Consider the following 19,188-nt stretch of genomic DNA (forward strand, 5'->3'; position numbering starts at 1 on the left):
CGAGGGAGTTAGCCGAGCCGGGTCATTCGCTTGAGCTTGTAATGCTTATAGCTCTGTGATCTCCCTTGAGCTTCAGCGAACTCAGTGTTCTCGCAGAAAACTAACACGCTCTGCGATTAATTCTCTGTGGGCTCGGTGTAAAATATCTTATAACCCAATTCACATCGCCAAACCAATAAAGCTCTATTGGCTATTGCGCTGCGATGTAGGGCAATGGCACAGGGGCATTCTCAAATTTTTTTGCAAAATCAATTCAGAAACCTCAGAACATATCGCCAATCAGATTGTCTATTTTTGCACCATGCCCGAATCGACCCCAGCTACTATTTCCATCGATCGAAAGTCCATCCCTTACCAAGAGACGGGATACTTTGGAAAAGCCATTCTCGACTACCTCCGAGATGCCGATCAGCTCAAGCCCTTTTACGGCCGACGGCCCGAGATCGAATCCTTCGAGGCTCAACTCAAAGAGAAGTCAGCGAGTTACGGCTTTCGCGACCTCTTGGTGAGTGCCCTCAAAGACCAATATGCCAAGGCCAAGCTAAAGTCGGATAGCATTGAGGCTTTGGCCAATGACAAAACTTTTACGGTCACCACGGGACATCAGGTCTGTTTTTTCACTGGGCCGCTTTACTCGTTTTACAAGATTGTCTCCACCATCAATACCTGTCGCCAACTCAAGGAGACCTATCCCGAATACCATTTCGTTCCCGTTTTTTGGATGGCCACCGAAGACCACGATTTTGAAGAGGCCAATCACTTCTTTTTGCCAAACGGAAAAATAGAGTGGGAGAGTGGCCAAGGCGGCGCCGTAGGGCGAATGGAGCTCGTGGGTATGGAGGAGATTCTCGAATTGATGAAGGAAAAACTCGGTATCGGTTACCGCTCAGGCGAGATTCTGGAGATCTTCAAATCGGCTTACCTCAAACACAAAAACGTGGCCGATGCCACCCGTTACCTCGTTCACCATTTCTTTGGATCTTATGGAGTGGTGAGCCTGGATGGCGATGATGCCGTTCTTAAAGGTGCGATGGTTCCGGCTTTCGCCAAAGAGATCGTGGAACAGACATCATTCAAGGCCGTTTCGCAAACGAATAAAGAGCTAAAAGAGAATTACAATTTGCAAGTGACTCCTCGCGAGATCAACTTGTTTTACCTCCACGATCAATTGCGCGAGCGCATCGTGGAGGCCGAAGACGGGATCTATGAGGTACTCAATTCCCCTATCCGGTTTTCGGCAGAAGAGCTTAAAGAAGAAATGGAGCATCATCCGGAGCGATTCAGTCCCAATGTGGTTTTGCGCCCGCTTTATCAGGAAATGATACTGCCCAATCTCGCTTACATCGGCGGCGGTGGCGAGTTGAATTACTGGTTTCAGCTAAAGAGAGTTTTTGATTCCTTCGAGGTGCCGATGCCCATTCTCATGTTGCGCAATTCGGTCATGGTGATCGATCGAGCGTCTTCGCACCGCATGGACAGATTGGGCTTGACCACCGAAGAGCTATTTAGAAACTCTGCTTTCGAATTGGAGCAAGAACTGGTAAAAGAGACCAGCGAAGAAGAGCTAAACCTACGTGAGGCTCGCGAAAAGCTGGAGGCCCTCTTCTTGGAGATGGAAGCAAAACTGCGAAAGGTGGACAAGATCTTGGAAAAATCCGTAAGAAGCGGCTACGTGCGTTCCGAGCGCATCGTCATCAACTTGGAGAAGAAAATGCTCCGTGCTGAGAAGAAAAAACACAACATCTTGACAGGAAGACTGCATAAGCTCCACAGCGCCCTCTTTCCACGAAATGGCTTGCAGGAACGGAATCTCAATTTTTCCGTTTTGTACGAAGAGTTTGGTGCCGATTTAGTACCTATGCTAATCGACAACCTCGACCCTTTTTCGGGAGAGTTTACCGTCCTTCGGGTGAAATGAAAATCGAGGCAGAACCCTATCGGCTGGAACTGAAAAGACCTTTTAAATTGGCCATTGGCACTCGCAGCCATACTGACGTGGTGTACATTCGGCTTACCGCAAATGGCCTTACCACCGTCGGCGAATCTTCGCTGCCGCCTTACCTCGGCGAGAGTGTAGACTCTGTTTTGGCTTTCGCCAATGGCATTGATCCGGCCAAACTGAATCCCGAAAACTTAGCTGCCTCCAAAGCTTATCTCGATCATTTTGCCGAGGGAAATCTTGCCGCAAAAGCGGGAGTGGAGATGGCACTTGTTTCCATGGCGGCGCAAATGCAAAACCAAACCGTCGGAGAATTATTGGGCATCGCCGACCGACCCATCGAAACATCCTACACCATCGGCATTTCCTCAAAAGCCGAGATGAAGGAGAAGATCGAAGAGGCCACACCTTTCAAGACCCTCAAACTGAAACTCGGCTCAGACGATGACATGGAATTACTTCAGAATTTTAGGGAATTGACAAACAAACCTTTTTCGGTGGATGTCAACCAAGGGTGGAGCAATTTGGAAACGGCCATGCCGATCGTCCGCTTGCTGGAAGAGATGAACTGCCTTTTTATCGAGCAGCCCTTTCACGCCGCAGACATTGCTTCGCATGCCAAGCTCAAGACGGCGCCCGAGCTTCCCATCTTTGCCGATGAGTCCGTAAAGCGATTGAAAGACTTGAAAGAGCACGCCGACGCGTTCGATGGAGTAGTGGTAAAGCTGATGAAAAGCACCGGGCCAATCGAAGCCGTCGAGATGTTGAAGGAAGCCAAGCGCCTCGGCCTGAAAACCGTGATGGGCTGCATGGCCGAGTCGAGCGTGTCCGTGGCGGTGGCCAGAGCTATTGCTCCTCTTGCCGATTACGCTGATTTGGACGGACCGTTTTTGATTAAGAGCGATCCTTACGGTAAAATCTCTTATCGAGATGGCCAAGTGGAATTGGTTGTGAGTTAGACTAATGCCGATAGCCCTTCCACGTCCCGCCATACCGATAAAACTCTCCCTTGGCATGTTTCGCTTGACATTCCGGACAAACGAAAATCCATACTTTCCCTTTCCTTGTTTGGATGCGGTACATCACTTCACTTTGATTTGTACAGGTACGGCACTCTTTGATTTTCACTCAAGTCAAAACCTTTTTGCCCACTATTTGGTTCAAGGTTTATGCTAAAGCGAATCATCCGACCGGGAATTGTCCTCCTAATGGGTATTGTCTTCATGGCTCTGAGCAATCCGTCAGAAGAAAAATTCCTGAACAAAGTGTCTCAGAAATACGGAGCGGTTCATGGAGGAACGAACTTTACGAATGCAGATCTGCTTCAGATGGGCGAAAGCCGCAGGCAGTCCTATTTTATCTTCAGTACTTACGAGTATGAGTTTGGAACGATCGGAGTGCGGTACGTCGGTTTTTTGTTCAGCGTTTTTCATGTGGAGAGTTACCGCGAGGAAGACCCGCAAAAGAAAGAGCGAGACGAAGTTTTGGCTGAAGGATTAATGTAGTTAGCTTACTCTGCGGAGCAGGTTATTGCGCTACAACGGTTAATGTAAAATGCGTTTTAATGCATTTTTACATAGTGTTAGCAAGCGTATTATTTTCCTTTTTTCAATTCCTCCAATTTTTGTTTAGTACCATCGACTCCCCCTAACTCTAACGACTTGGATAAACATTTTATAGCATTTGCTGAATCAGAAATACTGATATAGTAATCTCCGATAGAATCATAACTATTTGGACTGTCAGGGTAATTTTTTACGTTTAATTCAAAGAAGGGGAATGCTCTTTCAAAATCGTTTCTACCCAAAAACATATAGGCCAACCTGTTAATTTCATATTCCTCAGGGAGATAAGTATATCCTAGTTTCTCTGAAATAATGTTAAAATGAGACTCAATCAATCCTACTAGTTCTTTGCCCGAAAGTTTTGGTTCAGGAGCGTAGAATTCGTCCCAATCTTCAAATTTAAACCAAGAAAATAGAAATCTAAGAGCATGATGTTCGGCAACAATAGGAACTGTTCCGTGAGTTTCATCTGGATAATACTTCCACTTCGAAGCTAACTGATCATTAGATTTAGCCAACTCAGAAAACTCATGAATTGACCTTAAATGAAGTGTAGCAGTTGTCGTATCTTTCAATGCATCTTCAAAATTCATATCAGTTAATTTGCCATTATTTATTGTGTTTGCAATGGCTACATATAGTGCCTTATTTTCATAATTACCCTCTTTAACTTGAAGTCTTCCTTCATTTAGTAATTTCTGATTATCCCATCCAAGGCTTGGGTCAATTGCTAAGTAATTATCGAAAAATGTGGAGTGGTTCAATAGGGCATTTACTACAACTAAACCACCAAGCGAATGTCCAATCAAAGTTCTGTGAGATACTGTAGGATACGTGCTGTCGACATATGGAATCAACTCATTAGTAATAAACTTGGTAAAGTTCTCAGCACCCCCTGACGAGTTTGAGTCATCCCCAATATGAGAGGTGGATAAATCTCTATATCTATCTGTATTTGGAATAGCCACTATTATCATCTCTGGTATTAGTCTGCTGATGGCATTGGACCTCATAATTCCATAAACGGATTCAAAATGAAACTCACCATCCAATAAATAGATTACTGGGTATTTTAGTCCGTATATACGTGACTCTGGGACGTGAATCAATACTTCCCTTTCTTCACCTAAGATTTGGGAATATACCTGATCTCGAATGCCTATATTAATCTGATTTGTACTAGAATCTATGCTGTTATTGGTCTGACCAAAACAAAGGTTCTGATATAAGCTTAATACTATTATCAAATTAATTAATCTCTTCATTTTAATTTTCTTTTATGCTTGCTAACGCTCAGGGTAAGATGTCGTAAGCGACGATAGGAAGCTCTGCATTTTACTCAATGTTGGCGTGTCGTCTTTATTTTTTGCTTAGCACGTCTATCATCGGATAATAAAATTCTACCACAACTATTCGTTTTATGAAAGAGTCTGACAAGTCCACCTCGGTTTCATTGAATTCGATTAATGAAGGAACTAAAACACACGGTGAAAGAGCTATTTGAATTTGAGCTTCAGAATAACTCTTCACATACGAACTATCTTCTGAATATTTCATCAACGCGTAAATGAAATCCCCATACTCGTTATAGTAAAGTGAATTTTTTCTCATCTCTCTTTTAGCCTTCATGGATTTAAGCAAGGTGTCATAATCATACCCCTGCATCCTTGAGAACCATTCCGCTTCTTCCATAAGAATGGAATCACTGCGAAGAGTTACAGGAGAAAATGTATCTGGGAAGAAATACATTATGCTTGTGTCAAGCAATTCGGTGAGGTCATTTTTGGGGTAATACTCTTCATAACCGTACAACCAAAGTTCTCTCCTTAAACCTGAGTTTTCAAATAAGTCGACTATTCGACTATTATCTTCTGTATTAAACTGCCAAGGCCAATTTGCACCAAAGTTCAGTCCATCACGGCAAGCAGAATCAAGCTCCAATAAAAAAGAGAACGCTCGTTCGGAGTAGGTCTTTTGATTTGGGTAATTCACTGTTAAGAACTCTTCAAATGACACCACCGCTTCGTCGAGTGCTTTGGATTTTTCTACCCCAAGAGTTTCATTGAAAGCCTTTAGTCCATTCTTTTCCAATGGCTGATTTTCAGGGGAGCAACCTACGACGACAATCATTAAGAAGAGAGCTAATTTTCTCATATCTGTTTTAATGCACGCTAACGTCTAGTATAAGCTGCGTTTTTATGCAGTTTATACATTGTTAGCTACTGGTTTTACTTTGTTTTGTTTTCCTTCCTAATCAAACTTAACCCAATTAAGCCAATAGTTAATTCTAAAACCAAGTAAACAATCAATAGCCAATGTGCAACTCCATCCAGAATAAGGCTTAATACTCTCCCAGCTGCCAAGCCTAGCATAAATACAACCAAACAATACATCGCAGGCATTCTCAATTTGGTACTAGAAACTCCTAGAAACCAAATAATTATTTGTCCAAAATACAACCCCATTACAGCTCTCATGATGTGTTTTAGATTTACGTTTTCGACATCAAATCCATAAAGAGGGGTTAATGTTTTTTCTGGCATAAAACCATATCCTAAAGCAATCGGAATTAATCCAATACCAGCTAAAATTAAAAGCGATTTTTGAGCTTTTTCTAGTGTCATTGTATTTAAAATTTAGTTGTTTGATTTAGCTTGTAGCTAACAAGCAAATATCACACACTAGTGTGCTTTTACCCCTAATATTGACGAATATAACACACTAGTGTGTCTTATCCGGCTTTTGGGTTGACGGGTGCCTGCCTCCGATTGTGTATTTTTTGAATTGCACACAAAATAGAAAATCTTCTCTGAGACGGGGCCAATGTGCGGCTTATTTTGAAGTACGGATCTACGGGATTGAACTTCGTCCGGCGACGCTGAGTAATAACCCTGTGGCATCTATCCCCAAATTGATCTTTATAGGTCAATCCTATAAGATACTCTGCTTTCCTCGACGTGCAAGTCGGGTACCGTGCCATACTTTGTAAATACCTCATTGCGTTTCTCTTTCTCATTCCATATCTCATCCGATTCAGACAGCATTGCCTTATTCTTGTTTCGGCTGTACTCACTCCAGCCGCCTACATACAGTGCAGGAGGCTCAAAGCGCGCCGACTCCAAAGCCAGGATAAGGTGACAGGCCGTAACACCCGAGCCGCAGCAAACCATAGGACTGCAATCCCAAAGAAAATCCTCGTACTTCTCCCTTATTTCAGCAGTAGGCAGCATCATGCCCTGTTCGTTCATAGTATCCGTGTAGGGAGTATTGATAGCATAAGAAATACTGCCGGCTACCAAATCTATCGGTTCTGACTGTCCCCTGTAGCGGTGGTCTTCCCGTGCGTCCATGATCACATTGTATTTCATCTTATACCAGCTCTTATCAGCCTCCCGTTCCTTCTGCATGGTGCGCACATCGGCCATAGTGGCTGTGGGCCATTGCCATTCTTTGGCGGGGTAGGGCGGGGCAGGTTCAAAGCGGGGTGCAGTGCTGCTCATGGGTATATTCTCCCTTTCGGCGGCTTGGAGGCCACCGTTGAGCACCTGCACGCGCCTATGACCGATGGAGCGCAGCATCCACCAAAAGCGGGCCGCGGCATTGGCTCCGCCCTGATCGTCGTAGACCACCACGCGCGATTGAGGCGTAATGCCCAACCGACCCAATACCTTGCCAAAAGCGCGTGGCGTGGGCAGGGGATGCCGACCTCCTTTGGAGAGGTCTTTCTTTATATCGGATAGTTCATACTCCAAGTCCACGTAGCGAGCTCCTTTGATGTGTTTCTGTTCGTAGGCTTCTTTGGGGTCCTTGCCGCCACGGGCATCTATCAGTACTATGCTTCTGCGGCCTACATGCGGTGCCAACTCAGCGGCTGAGATAAGGGTGTGTCGTTTTGGTTTCATGACAAAAAAGGTTTTAAGGTTATGCTGACACACAAGATATACATAAAATGGAAAAACCGGAGAGATGACTTCCTGCTACTTTGGGTTCGGGAACCTAAGGTAATCAGGTGGAAATAAATCGGGTACCGCAGGATTGCAAATCCTGAGGAGCTAGATTATGGTTTGCGGTGCCTGTTCTTGCCGCAGGGTCGCAGACCCAGCGGAGCAGAGGTAATCACCCCCTCAAACCTCAGGGTTTTACCCCCTGAAACAACAGGAATTTTCCTCTCAAAATACAGGAAATCTCCTGTAGAGGGTTTGAAAGACAAGGGGTATCTTGGGAGCAGACTTTTGAGTCGTTAACCACGTAAATGGGAAATGGCCATAAGGCTATACAAGACAGAAGGGGGATATACGCAATAGGTCTATTCTTCTATTCATATTATCCCTCTTATAGGAGGGGTGTAATGAATAGACTGCTTTAGTTTTGGTTGTATGCAGTTAATGGGGGTGATTTGAAAACAAAAAAAAGAAAATAAATGGCAAAAAAGAAAGTATTTATAAGCTACGATTACGACAATGATAGACATTTTAAGAACCTGTTATTGGCTTGGGATGGAAATCGACAGTTTGATTTTTCAATTAGCGATCACTCTGCTGATGTATCAATCAATAGTACTAGGGCAACAACCATTAAGGCGGTTTTGAGTAGAAAAATTAATGAATGCTCCAGATTCTTAATAATTGTAGGTAAAAGTACCTACAGAAGCAATTGGGTTAATTGGGAAATTGAAAAAGCTCATTCGCTCGGTAAAAAAATAATTGCTGTAAAAACCGATCGCTCAAACACAACTCCTTTAGGGTTATATGGTATAGGTGTTAGTTGGGCTATGTCATTTACACATTTATCTATTACCAACGCTATAAATAATGCCTGATTACGCGGAAAAAACTTGCTTTGTTATAATGGGCTATGGTCCTAAAAAGGACTATGAGAGTGGGCGTACCTTAGACCTTGATAAAACTTTTGAAAACTTGATAAAACCCGTTTTCGATAATCTGAAAATCAAATGTTTTCGGGCAAAAGATATTCGACATACAGGTGTTATTGATGTTCCAATGTATGAATGGATATATAAGGCTGATATTGTCGTAGCTGATTTGTCCACCCTAAATGCAAACGCATTGTATGAGTTAGGAGTGAGACATGCCTTGAAGCCATATACAACTATTGTTATTTCAGAAGACCAATGTAAATATCCTTTTGATGTGAACCATACAGTAATCGAACCATATGAACACCTTGGTAAAGATATTGGAGTGACAGAATCTAAAAGGTTTAAAAGAGAACTTAAGAAAAAAGTCAAATCAATACTTGAAGATGAAAGAAAAGATAGTCCGGTTTACACTTATCTGCCAGATTTAGAGCCACCTCAACTTAAGGGTGCAACAAAGCCAGTCCTTAAGGAGAGAACCAATGCTGAACCGACTCTCTCAGAATTGATTCAAGACGCAGAAAAAGCAAAGAACAATAACGAATTCAAGATAGCTCAAGAGCTATATAAAATATGTTTGCGATTTGAAGAAAACAATAGATTCTTAATACAGCGCTTGGCTTTGGTCACCTATAAATCCAAAAGTCCAAACCCAAAACAAGCATTAATTAATGCAGCAAAAATATTAGAACCATTGAACCCTGAAGATACGACTGACATTGAGACACTTGGGTTGTCAGGTGCAATTGATAAAAGACTATTCGAAGAAACAGGTGATATTTCTTTTCTGAAAAGTTCAATTAAATTCTACGAAAAGGGATTTCATATTAATGATGACTATTATAACGGAATTAACTTAGCCTATCTATTCAATGTTTTATCCAAACATTCTTCTGACCAAAAAGTAGCTGACTCCTATTTCGTTCAGGCAAGAATTGTAAGAGAAAAAGTAATTGAGATTTGCAATGAGCTAATTGCTGATAAAGACTTTAAAACAAGAGAAGACAAACATTGGATTTATCAGAGTCTAGCGCAAGCGTATTTAGGATTAGGTGAAGAAGAGAAAATAAAAGGTATTGAAAAGGAAATTAAAGAATATTCAGAAGGGCAATTTGATATGGATACATTCTTAGAGCAGAATAGAAAATTGATTAATCTAATAAGCTAAAAACTACCACTGCCAACAGGGTTTGGAAACCTTTGGTATCTACCCCAAATTGACCTTCCACGACAATTAAAAGTTAAAAAACCACCTGTCATTTCCGGGGAAGCTATGGGTTCTTTTATGCTGATGTATTCAGTCTTTTATTTTATAGTGTTTTCGAATCTCACCCATAATCAAACTAAATCCCCCTTGCCCAACTTCTTTTGAGTTAACTCTGACGGGCATTCCTTTTCGGGACTTTGGGATTAGGAAGATAGAATTTTTCAAGAGAACGGCTTTTTTGTATGAACTCCAGAAACAACTGAATTTTTCACTTTTCCAACTGAACTCAATATGTGTTTTGTAAAGTGTTATTGATTCATCTTTTGTTGGGATATTACTCGCTGTTTTCTGTATATCAATCATTCCAGTGGTAAGGTATACGATTTCAAATAATACGAGTATCCCAACACCTACAGCCACAGCAGGTAGTCCAATTTGAAAGACCATAGGGTAAAAATTAAAATATTCAACAGAGTTTAAATGGTCAACAAAGAGGAAAATGAATAGAACAATTGAACCAATTAGAATTTCTATCCACTGCCTTTTATGCACGTATATCAGGTACCTTCGAAAATCTTCTTTGAATTCATCTGCTTCATATCTCACTTTAATAGTCATCTTCCAATAATTAAATACGACGCTCAGCTAAGAAACGTGTCCCGAAGGGCATGTATTCTTAGGTATTGTTGGCATTAGTGTTTCTCTTTTTAAAAAATTCCAGAACTCAAATCGTACGTTCGTGTCCAAATGCCGTCCTTTTGTTTATAGACGCTGATTGATGTCGGTCCAGTAATGTTTCCTTTACCTGATAAACTCGAAAAATAACATATTCCAAATTCATTGTTTCGAATGAAAAGTGGTCTAGAGACTGAAATTACAACATAATCAATGTCACGGTTCATCAAGTATTTAACATATTCATCTCCAGGAATATGCTCTAAATCTTTAATATTTGGTATGGATAGGTTTGTCATATCTTTAAAAAAGTCTTCAATCATCTGAATTTCTTGAGGGTTAAGTACAAGTGTGTCTTCACGATTTCTAGACAAAAGACTACTTTCTTTCAATGAATCAATAATTCTCAAATGATGATTTAATCTTGAACTGTCGACCGAACTTGTAATCCTGATTTGCTGATCTTTGTGAAACTGTAATTCCGTTTGTACAATTGAGTTAATTAATTGTTCATCAATTGATTCTTGACATTTGATACTGGTCGTCAAGATCAGGAAGCACATCAATATTTTCAGTTTCTCTGGCATTAGTTTATTCATATTTCGTGTAGTAGACATCCGAGGATGCCGAGCCATAGTTAACTTTTGAAATGTGAAATGTACTGTCCAAAATATTTTCGCTAGGTTTTATTCCTATTTTCTTCATCTTTGAAGAATCCATGAGATTTACAACATAACTGTACTCACCAAGGTGTCCGATATACTTAAAGTCACATCCATTTTGAATTACATAGCAGTTGACCGAATCAAGTAGATTAATAGTATTCCTTATTCGATTCGTCAAACCCAATCGATTTAAGTATTCGTTGTTTAGAATATTGTCCAAGGAATCGGTGACATGTAAAGACCAAGAATTCAAGGTCACGTTTTCATTGTCAAATTTCAATTGAATGCTATCTGCCGAAACAAATGTGATTTCATATCCTGATGCCGAGCTGATTTCTTCGTCTAATGAAAGTGGAAAATACTCCTCGTAAAGCCCATAGCAGTTTTCATCGTATTTGAGAGGGGGAAAGAAAGCTTGCACTTCAACGCGATTTTCATTTCGATATTCAACTAAATAAATTTCGTTGAGCTTAAAACTCTCATCCAGCAGTGCGTACAGGTTCACTTTGTTTTCTTCAAACTTCGCGATCATTCCAGGAATTATTTTAGGTTCAACTAGGCTGCTTTTCCACTCGAGATATTCAAGATGAATGGCCGATCTAAAATCTGGGACTATAATCAAACTGCTAGCTAGCACTAGAAAGATTATGAGCGGCATCCAAGTTGTCAAACGTTTATTCTGTCTCATTTTCTAATTAATGCCAACAACTAAATAAGCGCATCCCACTACATTATCCTGCCTATGGAATAACAGTTACACTCCCTTGTGGTTGCTGAATTAATTTACGCTTACAAAATAGGAAATCTCCAAAGATGCAGGGCTATTCTACAGATTTTTCGTGAGCCTTTGATCCCCCACAAAATACCAATTCCTTTTTCTCGGATGCCATTCTAAGCCACAGATTTTCTAACGGCTAAGGGTATTCTCCCAAGCCTATCTCCCGATGGCATTCGTTCAAAGCGGTTTTGAATGGATGCACCGGCTTTTTGCCTGGGTGAAAATCCCGATGAATGTATGCAAAGCCATTTTGCATGTGTTCAAAGACTTTTTGAATGTGTGCAAAGAACTTTTGAACGTGTGCAAAAAACTTTTGCATGTGTTCAAAGAACTTTTGAATGTGTGCAAAAACTTTTTGAACGTGTGCAAAAAACTTTTGCATGTGTTCAAAAACATTTTGAATGTGTGCAAAAAACTTTTGAATGTGTTCAAAGACTTTTTGAACGTATGCAAAACACTTTTGAATGTGTTCAAAAACATTTTGAACGTGTGCAAAACACTTTTGAACGTGTGAAAAAGTGCTTTTTTGATCGAATCGGAACCCGATTTGGATGGAATCGGAGGCTTGGAAGAGGCAAAATAGGGTGGGGATTTGAGGCTTTTTTTGCGGAAGCATATGCACGGTTTCAAAAAAAAATGAATTTTTTTTTCGGGGTGCAAACTGTTAAATGGCCCCTTCTGAGCGGGCCTGAAAAGAGCGCAATACGGGCGGTCAAAAAAAAGGCGATTTAACAGTTTGATTTTCTAAAAGCTTAGGGCGCGAAGGCATAGCAGAGATGAAGATCCATAAAACGAAAGACTGTTAAATTTTGACGTCAAAATTTAACAGTGATTGGAAACGTGGATTTTAGCAGCTCCGCAAAGTGCTGCAATACAGGTAGATGCGTAACCGTTTCGCAGCCCTTCCCGTTTTATCAGGCAACTGCGGCGGCAACGTAGCCAATGCTTTTATAAATCAAATTATCATGTACAAAGTGAAGATGAGCGTAGCGCGGCTCAACCCAACAGCGCTGATTGACTTCACGGAAAAATTAATCGCACGGATGACGGGGAATGCAAACTTTGCCGATCCGCAACCTTCGCTCGCAGACCTTACCGCGAAGAAGGATGAGCTCGACGCGCTGGTTATAGCAGCTGACGACGGTACGAGGCAGGACAGGTTTGACCGCAATCAGGCGGCCACTGAACTGAAGGATATGATACGGGTGCTGGCAAATTATGTAAGTATGGTGGCAGCCGGCGATGGTAGCATCATCTTGTCATCGGGGTTTAAAATCAGAAATACGTCGGAGCCCGTGCCGCCGCTTAGCGTGCCCCAATCGCTTAAGGCGATGTACACCGACCACAGGGGTATGATCGAGCTGGATTGGGCCCGTGTGGAGAATGCGTTGAACTACCAGGTGTTGATGTCTACCGACCCGGCTTTGCCCTTATCGGACTGGACAGCTGTGGCGCTTACCTCGCGAAGCAAAGCAGAAATAAGCAACCTTAACCGCGGGCAGACTTACTGGTTTAAAGTGCAGGCCGTGGGCCGCACGGACAAGAGTGGTTTCAGCGACCCTGCAGAAATCATGGCTGCCTGACAGCCTTTGTTACGGAGAAACCTCGTTCTCCTCTTATGCTAAAACCCCCGAATGGCGATTTGCGATTCGGGGGTTTTGGTTTTACCTTCGACTACGGAGCGGGTGTAAGGGAGTATGGTGCTTCGAAAAATTCTGTTTCTCTTTACTTTGTGTTACTCATGAATTGTTGGCTTTAATCGGTATTCGTGAGCTCAGTCGGTTGCACCGCCTTCGGTTGAAACAAAGTAAACAAAATTCAAGGCCGTCGAAAGGCAATTTTTGCGCAAGTTAAAGCGAACTTGAGGGTACAATTCGTTAATGCGCAAAACCCCGGAAAAAAAGTGACGCGCGCAGTGGCAAACTTCATTCTACATGATTGGAAAATTGCTCTACCATGTTCAACTTATCGTGATACCCTTTTTACCGGTATTGCTGCACGACGTCCGAACCATCTTGTAGTGACAATTTAGCGATAGACATCAGAAAGTAGAGGCGTAATAATATGTATTGTGAAATGCTGAAAGAAGAATTCTAGCTACTATCTACCACCTGCGGAGCGGAGGAAGGAGTATCAAACTCAATCTGCTAAAACCTTTCTGTAACATCACATTCCTTAGCGGCTTTTTTTTGCTCAATGAAGTTGACCAGGCCCTCATCGCAGCGTTGCCGAGATGAGTAAGGTCTACTTCTGAGAATTTCGTCACCGTCGCTGTTTCTCAAGATATAAACCCATTTTTCTTTGGTCTTATTTGTAGTCAATTCCCTGATGTAAGAATTGGTATTATTGGCTCGCCGTATGCAGCGCAGGTTTCTTTTAAGGGTTTTTTCGTCTTCTACCTCCATCCAGTCCAGCAAGGTGTATCCGCCTTTGGATCTAAAACTGAACGATAGTTCTTTCTTGGACTTGTAGATTAAAAAAAGTGCTTTGTCTTTCACATCAAGTAGGTTTTGGTTAACGACTAACCAACCCACATGCTGCGTATCTCCAATAAAAACGTTCTACACTCTTTCTCCTGCTGCGTTTGTACTTCTGTGATACTTACGATGCGAGGTCGGCTCTATACCGTGAAAATAATAATTTTTTGGAATATAATTGATGTGCTTGGCGGGGGTAAAGAACAGTGTGTTCTTGTCTCGTTCTGCTTTGCTTGTTTTACCTTTGGTGAGATTGCTCCTTTGTCCCTAAGTTGCTACCCCTAATGCGAAGCAGTAAATAAGGAAAGCGCTTGCTACCATTTGCCAATGGTCTCGTTATACACGTCGTCGGGCGCTTCGATTGCTCCGTTTACAAGTGGAAAGGAAAAGGTGTCGTAGATAGAAAATTCCGTAATTCCTTGTGGTGGATTAATCGCCGTTGCACAACGCACCTTCCATTGGTAATCACCATTTCCAAGGGCGTTTGAATTTACAAAAGCGAAGGAAGGATCTGAATTGAGAATCGTAAGACTTGCACCGTCATTTCCGCCTACCTGGCCTCCGCGAACTTCGCAGCCAATGGCACCTTCAGGAAGATCCCAAGAAAGCAAAACGCCGTTCACGAAAACCTGTGAAGTAGGATTGAAGCTGAGATCGGCTGAGGGCTCTTGGTATACTCTTACATAATCTATTTCCATTGCCGACTCATCAAAGCTTTGAGTGATGTCACCATTGATGGCAACGTTCAACAATAGATATTGATCGCTGTCGAATGGCCACGTGTCGGGGTTTTGAACTTCAGGCTCATAAGTATAAAACTCATTGCCGTCTACACTGAAAACAATACGTTCCGGGCTCCATTCCATCTCATAAATGTGAAAAGTGTTGAAGACATCCGGAAGGTTTGTTCCTCCTACGTTGAAGGTACCTCCAAAAGATGATGGCGTGTGCAGTGCGGAGGAGACATAGTTTGGGTTGACACCCCAATGCTCCATAATGTCTATTTCGCCGCAAGCCGGCCATCCCACAGTACCAAATTGATTGTAAAAATATCCTCCGGGTTCTGTAATGTTTTTACCCAGCATCCAAATGGCAGGCCACGTTCCGGCACCTTGAGGAAGCTTAGCTCTTACCACAACCCGACCGTAGGTAAAGGCAAATTTTGAATTGAGTCGCGCGGAGGTGTACTGCTTGGTGACACCTTGATCAGAAAAGGATTCATTGATGGCTTTTATAAATAATGATCCATTTTCCTGATAGGAGTTTTCATCTCGATCAGTGTAGTGTTGAAGTTCCCCGTTAAACCAGCTATTGCCATTAGGCAATAGGGTCTGATGGTGCCACTTGGTTGTGTTAATAGAGCCATTTCCATTAAACTCATCAGACCATACCAAATCGGTGTAAGGAGAGTTGTTTGACTGGGAAAAAGCTAAAAGGCAGAAAATGGAGAATAAGGTTGTCAGCGCAGATCGATTCATCACAATGTTTTAAGAAACTGCAAGATAAGTCAATTGTTAACTTTTGTGTAGAAAATTTTAATCCAAGTAATCCCAACCTTGGATTTTAATAAACAAATACAACGGTTTAAACTTTGGCATTGTCATTAAACCATTTCCTTTGTTGTAGAATGTATAAGCTGATAAAATGCAAATAGATAAGACGAAACCTATCCTGATTACAGGTGCTACGGGCTATGTGGCGGGCTGGCTGGTAAAAAGACTTTTGGAAGAAGGAATGACAGTGCACGCAGCCGTTAGAAATCCCGAAAACAAAGAAAAGCTAGCACATTTAGAGTCAATAGCTTCAAATTCGAGCGGACAGATCAAGTATTTCAAATCTGACTTATTGCAAGACGGTTCTTATGCTGAGGCAATGGATGGCTGCGAATTGGTCTTCCATACGGCATCGCCTTTCACCACTGATGTGAAAGACCCACAAAAGGAATTGATCGATCCGGCTGTAAAAGGTACCGAAAATGTTTTGGAGCAAGCCAATAAAACACCATCGGTGAAACGAGTAGTTCTAACCAGTAGTTGTGCTGCGATATACACTGATTGCAGTGATTTGGAGCTTACGCCAAATGGTGTGTTTACAGAAGAAATTTGGAACACAACCGCTTCTCTGAACCACCAACCTTATTCTTATTCAAAGACCCTTGCAGAGAGGGAAGCTTGGCGCATTCAGGCAGAGCAAACACGATGGGATTTGGTAGCAGTGAATCCGAGCATGGTTATGGGCCCGTCGCTGAATGCGAAAACCAATACTTCGGAAAGTATGAATTTGCTCAAGCAGTTGGGTGATGGAACCATGAAGTCGGGTGTGCCCAATGCAGGTGTGGGAGTTGTAGATGTGCGTGATTTGACCGAAGCTCATTATCAAGCAGGCTTCAGGCCTACTGCCGAAGGAAGACATATCGTAAGTGGTCATAACTCGAATTTTTTGGAATTGGCACAGATTCTTAACATGGATTTTGGCGACCGTTATCCCGTTCCCAAAAAGGCCTTACCCAAATGGTTACTCATGATTATAGGTCCTATTGTAAATAAGGTAGTGACACGAAGATGGGTGAGAAATAATATCAATATGAATTGGAAAGCGGATAACACCAAGAGTAAGAAGGAGCTTGGCGTTACCTACAGACCTTTGCAGGAGACCATGTATGCGGGGTTTGAGCAGTTGATCGAATCGGGAGTTCTGAAAAAGAAGTAGTCGACTGATTTTTTTTAGTACATGAGTCTGACAAGTTCTGCTACCTTTGTGCATTCCGAGTTAGGGAGTGTTGACGTATTACAATCAAATCATTGCATCTTTTCACATCCTGTTCTCAAGTCTCGCAGCCGTCAATTACCGGTTTTACATTCTGTGCGAGCTAATTTTCAATTACACAAATGACATTCGAACAATTAAAGTTAATACCCAACATCCTCAAATCATTGAGGGATGAAAACTACACTTCACCTACCGATATACAAGCTCAAGCCATCCCGCTCATTTTAGATGGAGAGGATGTGCTAGGCAGTGCTCAAACGGGAACAGGGAAAACAGCAGCGTTTGCAATTCCCATTATTCAACATTTAGAACAAGATCAAGACAGAGCTCACGGACGACGCAAAATTTTATCGTTGATCGTCACCCCGACAAGGGAGCTCGCAATACAAATTGGTGAAAGCTTTGATGCATACGCGCGATATACCAACGTAAAAACGACAGTCGTTTTCGGAGGTGTTTCTCAAGGTTCTCAGACCAATGCGCTCCGCTCCGGAGTAGATGTATTGGTGGCCACTCCCGGTCGACTACTCGATCTGATGGATCAAGGTTATATCTCGCTAAACGATGTGAAGTATTTCGTTCTGGACGAAGCAGACCGTATGCTTGATATGGGGTTTATCCACGATATCAAAAAGCTTTTAAAGAAATTACCACGAGAGCGTCAATCGCTCTTTTTCTCAGCCACCATGCCGAAGAGTATTCTCAAGCTTTCTAATGAAATCTTGAGAAACCCGAAAAAGGTAGAAGTAAGTCCGGTTTCGTCAACAGCGGAGACCATTCAACAGAAACTTTATATGACCAATAAGTCGAGCAAGAAGGAATTGCTCCTCCATTTGCTCAAAGACCCCGATCTTGATCAGGTATTGCTGTTTTCGCGTACCAAGCACGGTGCCGATCGAATCGTGAGAGATCTTCGGAAGAAAAGAATTGAAAGTGCAGCCATTCATGGTGATAAGAGTCAAGGTCAGCGGCAAAGAGCCTTAAGTGAATTCAAAGACGGTAAAATCAGACTCTTGGTAGCGACGGATATTGCTGCTCGAGGTATCGATATCGACAAGCTTCGGTATGTGATAAACTATGATATCCCGAATGAGCCTGAAACCTATGTGCATCGAATTGGTCGATGTGGAAGAGCAGGAGAAGAGGGTGTTTCCATCTCCATTTGTGAGCCTGAAGAGAATGCATATGTTCGAGATATTGAGAAGTTGACCAGGCAAACAATTGAGGTAGTTAAGGACAATCCTTTCCCGCAAACGGATAGGCCTATGAACGCTCAGGAGAAGAAAGAAGCGGAAAAAGAAAAGCAGCGTCGCAAACAAGAGTTTTTTGCCAATCGCAAGAAAAATAAGGAGAATGGTGGCGGAAGAGGGAGAAGAAATAGCGGTGGGCAAAATCGCGGAAGGCGATAGTAGCTAGTCAATTGCCGTATTTACACAAAACACGGGTATCCCTTGCTCATTGAGTAAGACATCTTCTTTCTCCATCTTTCCAAAGTGCTTATTACGCTCCGATACATTGGAGATGATAGAGACTAAATCCATTCCTGCTTCTTTGACTTTCTTTAGAGTGATGGCAGCGTAGCCGTGGCTTCTGTTTTCTCTTTCGAATTCAATTACACTTGATTTCACTTCATTTTCCTTGAGGTACGCCATTGTTGAATCCAAGTTGGCTCTTGAATCCTCGTCGAGTTCTACCCCTTTTCTGAGCACAGCAAGTACAACGATCTCACCGTCTTCAGCAAGAACTTTTCTGGTCTCGATCACCTTTTTCAAGAATTTGGGGTGAGGTGAGACGGGAAACATCACCTTTCTATAACCCTCTTCTGCTACATGAGAGTCGGTAGGGAGAACCAATGAGCTGAATGGCAACTCACTGACCAGTTTGTAAATGGCTGATCCATGCAAACTCATATCAAAGCCTTCAGCACCTCTGGTGCCAACGATTACCAAATCGGGTGACACTCCGTTTGCAATTTGTATTGCTGTTTCAAAAAATCCACCTTCTTTAAAAATCAGTTCAGACTTAAGGCTTGCTTCGTTCACTTGATCCAAATAAGGCTGTAGATCTGACTTGAGCTTTTCGGGATCATTCTTGCCATCAGAAATATGACTGACAAAGATTTCAGATCCATGCATCCGGCCAAATGCTACCGCTTGATCTATCGCGCGTTGTGACGCTTCAATGAAGTTGACGAAGACGAGTATCTTTTTCATACCGTGATTCTTTAAGAATAAGAG

Annotated in this window: 18 protein-coding genes and 1 pseudogene; 9 read left to right on the forward strand and 10 right to left on the reverse strand. The window is 42.3% G+C overall.

The features are described from left to right. The first annotated feature begins 301 nt into the window (after positions 1 to 301). The 3 genes from bshC (at position 302) to O3Q51_17405 (ending at position 3,444) form a co-directional block, all read left to right on the forward strand. Positions 302 to 1,918 carry a bacillithiol biosynthesis cysteine-adding enzyme BshC gene (gene bshC, locus O3Q51_17395; GenBank protein MCZ4410595.1) on the forward strand — a complete coding sequence of 539 codons (1,617 nt, stop codon included), beginning with the start codon at positions 302 to 304 and terminating at the stop codon, positions 1,916 to 1,918. After that, the gene (locus O3Q51_17400) at positions 1,915 to 2,898 is read left to right on the forward strand and encodes a dipeptide epimerase (protein MCZ4410596.1); all 984 of its coding nucleotides are present in this window, start codon (positions 1,915 to 1,917) and stop codon (positions 2,896 to 2,898) included. Before bshC ends, O3Q51_17400 begins: the two co-directional genes overlap by 4 nt. Positions 2,899 to 3,108: 210 nt before the next feature. Continuing rightward, a complete protein-coding gene (locus tag O3Q51_17405; protein MCZ4410597.1) occupies positions 3,109 to 3,444 on the forward strand; it encodes a hypothetical protein in 336 nt (111 codons plus the stop codon). 89 nt (positions 3,445 to 3,533) lie between these two features. Here O3Q51_17405 and O3Q51_17410 read toward each other — a convergent pair whose 3' ends face one another. From O3Q51_17410 to O3Q51_17425, 4 genes are all read right to left on the reverse strand, one after another. Further along, the gene (locus tag O3Q51_17410; protein ID MCZ4410598.1) at positions 3,534 to 4,769 is read right to left on the reverse strand and encodes an alpha/beta hydrolase-fold protein; all 1,236 of its coding nucleotides are present in this window, start codon (positions 4,767 to 4,769) and stop codon (positions 3,534 to 3,536) included. A 94-nt stretch (positions 4,770 to 4,863) separates the two neighbouring features. Next, the gene (locus O3Q51_17415) at positions 4,864 to 5,658 is read right to left on the reverse strand and encodes a hypothetical protein (GenBank protein ID MCZ4410599.1); all 795 of its coding nucleotides are present in this window, start codon (positions 5,656 to 5,658) and stop codon (positions 4,864 to 4,866) included. A gap of 74 nt (positions 5,659 to 5,732) precedes the next feature. Continuing rightward, a complete protein-coding gene (locus tag O3Q51_17420) occupies positions 5,733 to 6,128 on the reverse strand; it encodes a DUF4345 domain-containing protein (protein MCZ4410600.1) in 396 nt (131 codons plus the stop codon). Positions 6,129 to 6,422: 294 nt separating this feature from the next. Then, on the reverse strand, positions 6,423 to 7,406 hold the full coding sequence (locus O3Q51_17425; GenBank protein ID MCZ4410601.1) for a sulfurtransferase: 984 nt from the start codon (positions 7,404 to 7,406) through the stop codon (positions 6,423 to 6,425). Positions 7,407 to 7,924: 518 nt separating this feature from the next. Here O3Q51_17425 and O3Q51_17430 point away from each other — a divergent pair. Next, positions 7,925 to 8,323 (forward strand): TIR domain-containing protein, encoded by a 399-nt coding sequence (locus O3Q51_17430; GenBank protein MCZ4410602.1) that lies wholly within the window; start codon positions 7,925 to 7,927, stop codon positions 8,321 to 8,323. Further along, positions 8,316 to 9,548, forward strand: a complete 1,233-nt coding sequence (locus O3Q51_17435; GenBank protein MCZ4410603.1) for a hypothetical protein — start codon at positions 8,316 to 8,318, stop codon at positions 9,546 to 9,548. Before O3Q51_17430 ends, O3Q51_17435 begins: the two co-directional genes overlap by 8 nt. Before the next feature lie 129 nt (positions 9,549 to 9,677). On the opposite strand, the gene O3Q51_17440 is transcribed toward O3Q51_17435, so the two are convergent. The 3 genes from O3Q51_17440 to O3Q51_17450 form a co-directional block, all read right to left on the reverse strand. After that, positions 9,678 to 10,205: a hypothetical protein gene (locus tag O3Q51_17440; protein ID MCZ4410604.1), complete on the reverse strand. Its 528-nt coding sequence runs from the start codon at positions 10,203 to 10,205 to the stop codon at positions 9,678 to 9,680. An 89-nt stretch (positions 10,206 to 10,294) separates the two neighbouring features. Continuing rightward, positions 10,295 to 10,849 (reverse strand): hypothetical protein, encoded by a 555-nt coding sequence (locus O3Q51_17445; protein MCZ4410605.1) that lies wholly within the window; start codon positions 10,847 to 10,849, stop codon positions 10,295 to 10,297. Between the two features lie 4 nt (positions 10,850 to 10,853). Continuing rightward, positions 10,854 to 11,459, reverse strand: coding sequence for a hypothetical protein (locus O3Q51_17450; GenBank protein MCZ4410606.1), 606 nt, complete (start codon positions 11,457 to 11,459; stop codon positions 10,854 to 10,856). Positions 11,460 to 11,897: 438 nt separating this feature from the next. Between O3Q51_17450 and O3Q51_17455 the strand changes: the two genes are divergently transcribed. Beyond that, a complete protein-coding gene (locus tag O3Q51_17455) occupies positions 11,898 to 12,437 on the forward strand; it encodes a hypothetical protein (GenBank protein ID MCZ4410607.1) in 540 nt (179 codons plus the stop codon). A 149-nt stretch (positions 12,438 to 12,586) separates the two neighbouring features. Further along, positions 12,587 to 13,288 (forward strand): fibronectin type III domain-containing protein, encoded by a 702-nt coding sequence (locus tag O3Q51_17460; GenBank protein ID MCZ4410608.1) that lies wholly within the window; start codon positions 12,587 to 12,589, stop codon positions 13,286 to 13,288. 564 nt (positions 13,289 to 13,852) lie between these two features. Here the strand turns inward: O3Q51_17460 and O3Q51_17465 are convergent. Beyond that, the gene (locus tag O3Q51_17465) at positions 13,853 to 14,203 is read right to left on the reverse strand and encodes a hypothetical protein (GenBank protein MCZ4410609.1); all 351 of its coding nucleotides are present in this window, start codon (positions 14,201 to 14,203) and stop codon (positions 13,853 to 13,855) included. A gap of 635 nt (positions 14,204 to 14,838) precedes the next feature. Continuing rightward, positions 14,839 to 15,585: pseudogene (locus O3Q51_17470) on the reverse strand (glycoside hydrolase family 16 protein). Positions 15,586 to 15,826: 241 nt separating this feature from the next. On the opposite strand from O3Q51_17470, the gene O3Q51_17475 reads away from it, so the two are divergent. Both O3Q51_17475 and O3Q51_17480 read left to right on the forward strand, forming a co-directional pair. Beyond that, positions 15,827 to 16,891 (forward strand): NAD-dependent epimerase/dehydratase family protein, encoded by a 1,065-nt coding sequence (locus O3Q51_17475; protein MCZ4410610.1) that lies wholly within the window; start codon positions 15,827 to 15,829, stop codon positions 16,889 to 16,891. 179 nt (positions 16,892 to 17,070) lie between these two features. Next, the gene (locus tag O3Q51_17480; GenBank protein ID MCZ4410611.1) at positions 17,071 to 18,360 is read left to right on the forward strand and encodes a DEAD/DEAH box helicase; all 1,290 of its coding nucleotides are present in this window, start codon (positions 17,071 to 17,073) and stop codon (positions 18,358 to 18,360) included. Between the two features lie 3 nt (positions 18,361 to 18,363). On the opposite strand, the gene O3Q51_17485 is transcribed toward O3Q51_17480, so the two are convergent. Next, complete coding sequence (locus tag O3Q51_17485) at positions 18,364 to 19,164, reverse strand: universal stress protein (protein ID MCZ4410612.1); 801 nt, start codon at positions 19,162 to 19,164, stop codon at positions 18,364 to 18,366. Positions 19,165 to 19,188: the final 24 nt, after the last annotated feature.

This window comes from Cryomorphaceae bacterium 1068 (assembly GCA_027214385.1).
Lineage (GTDB): Bacteria > Bacteroidota > Bacteroidia > Flavobacteriales_D > Cryomorphaceae > JAKVAV01.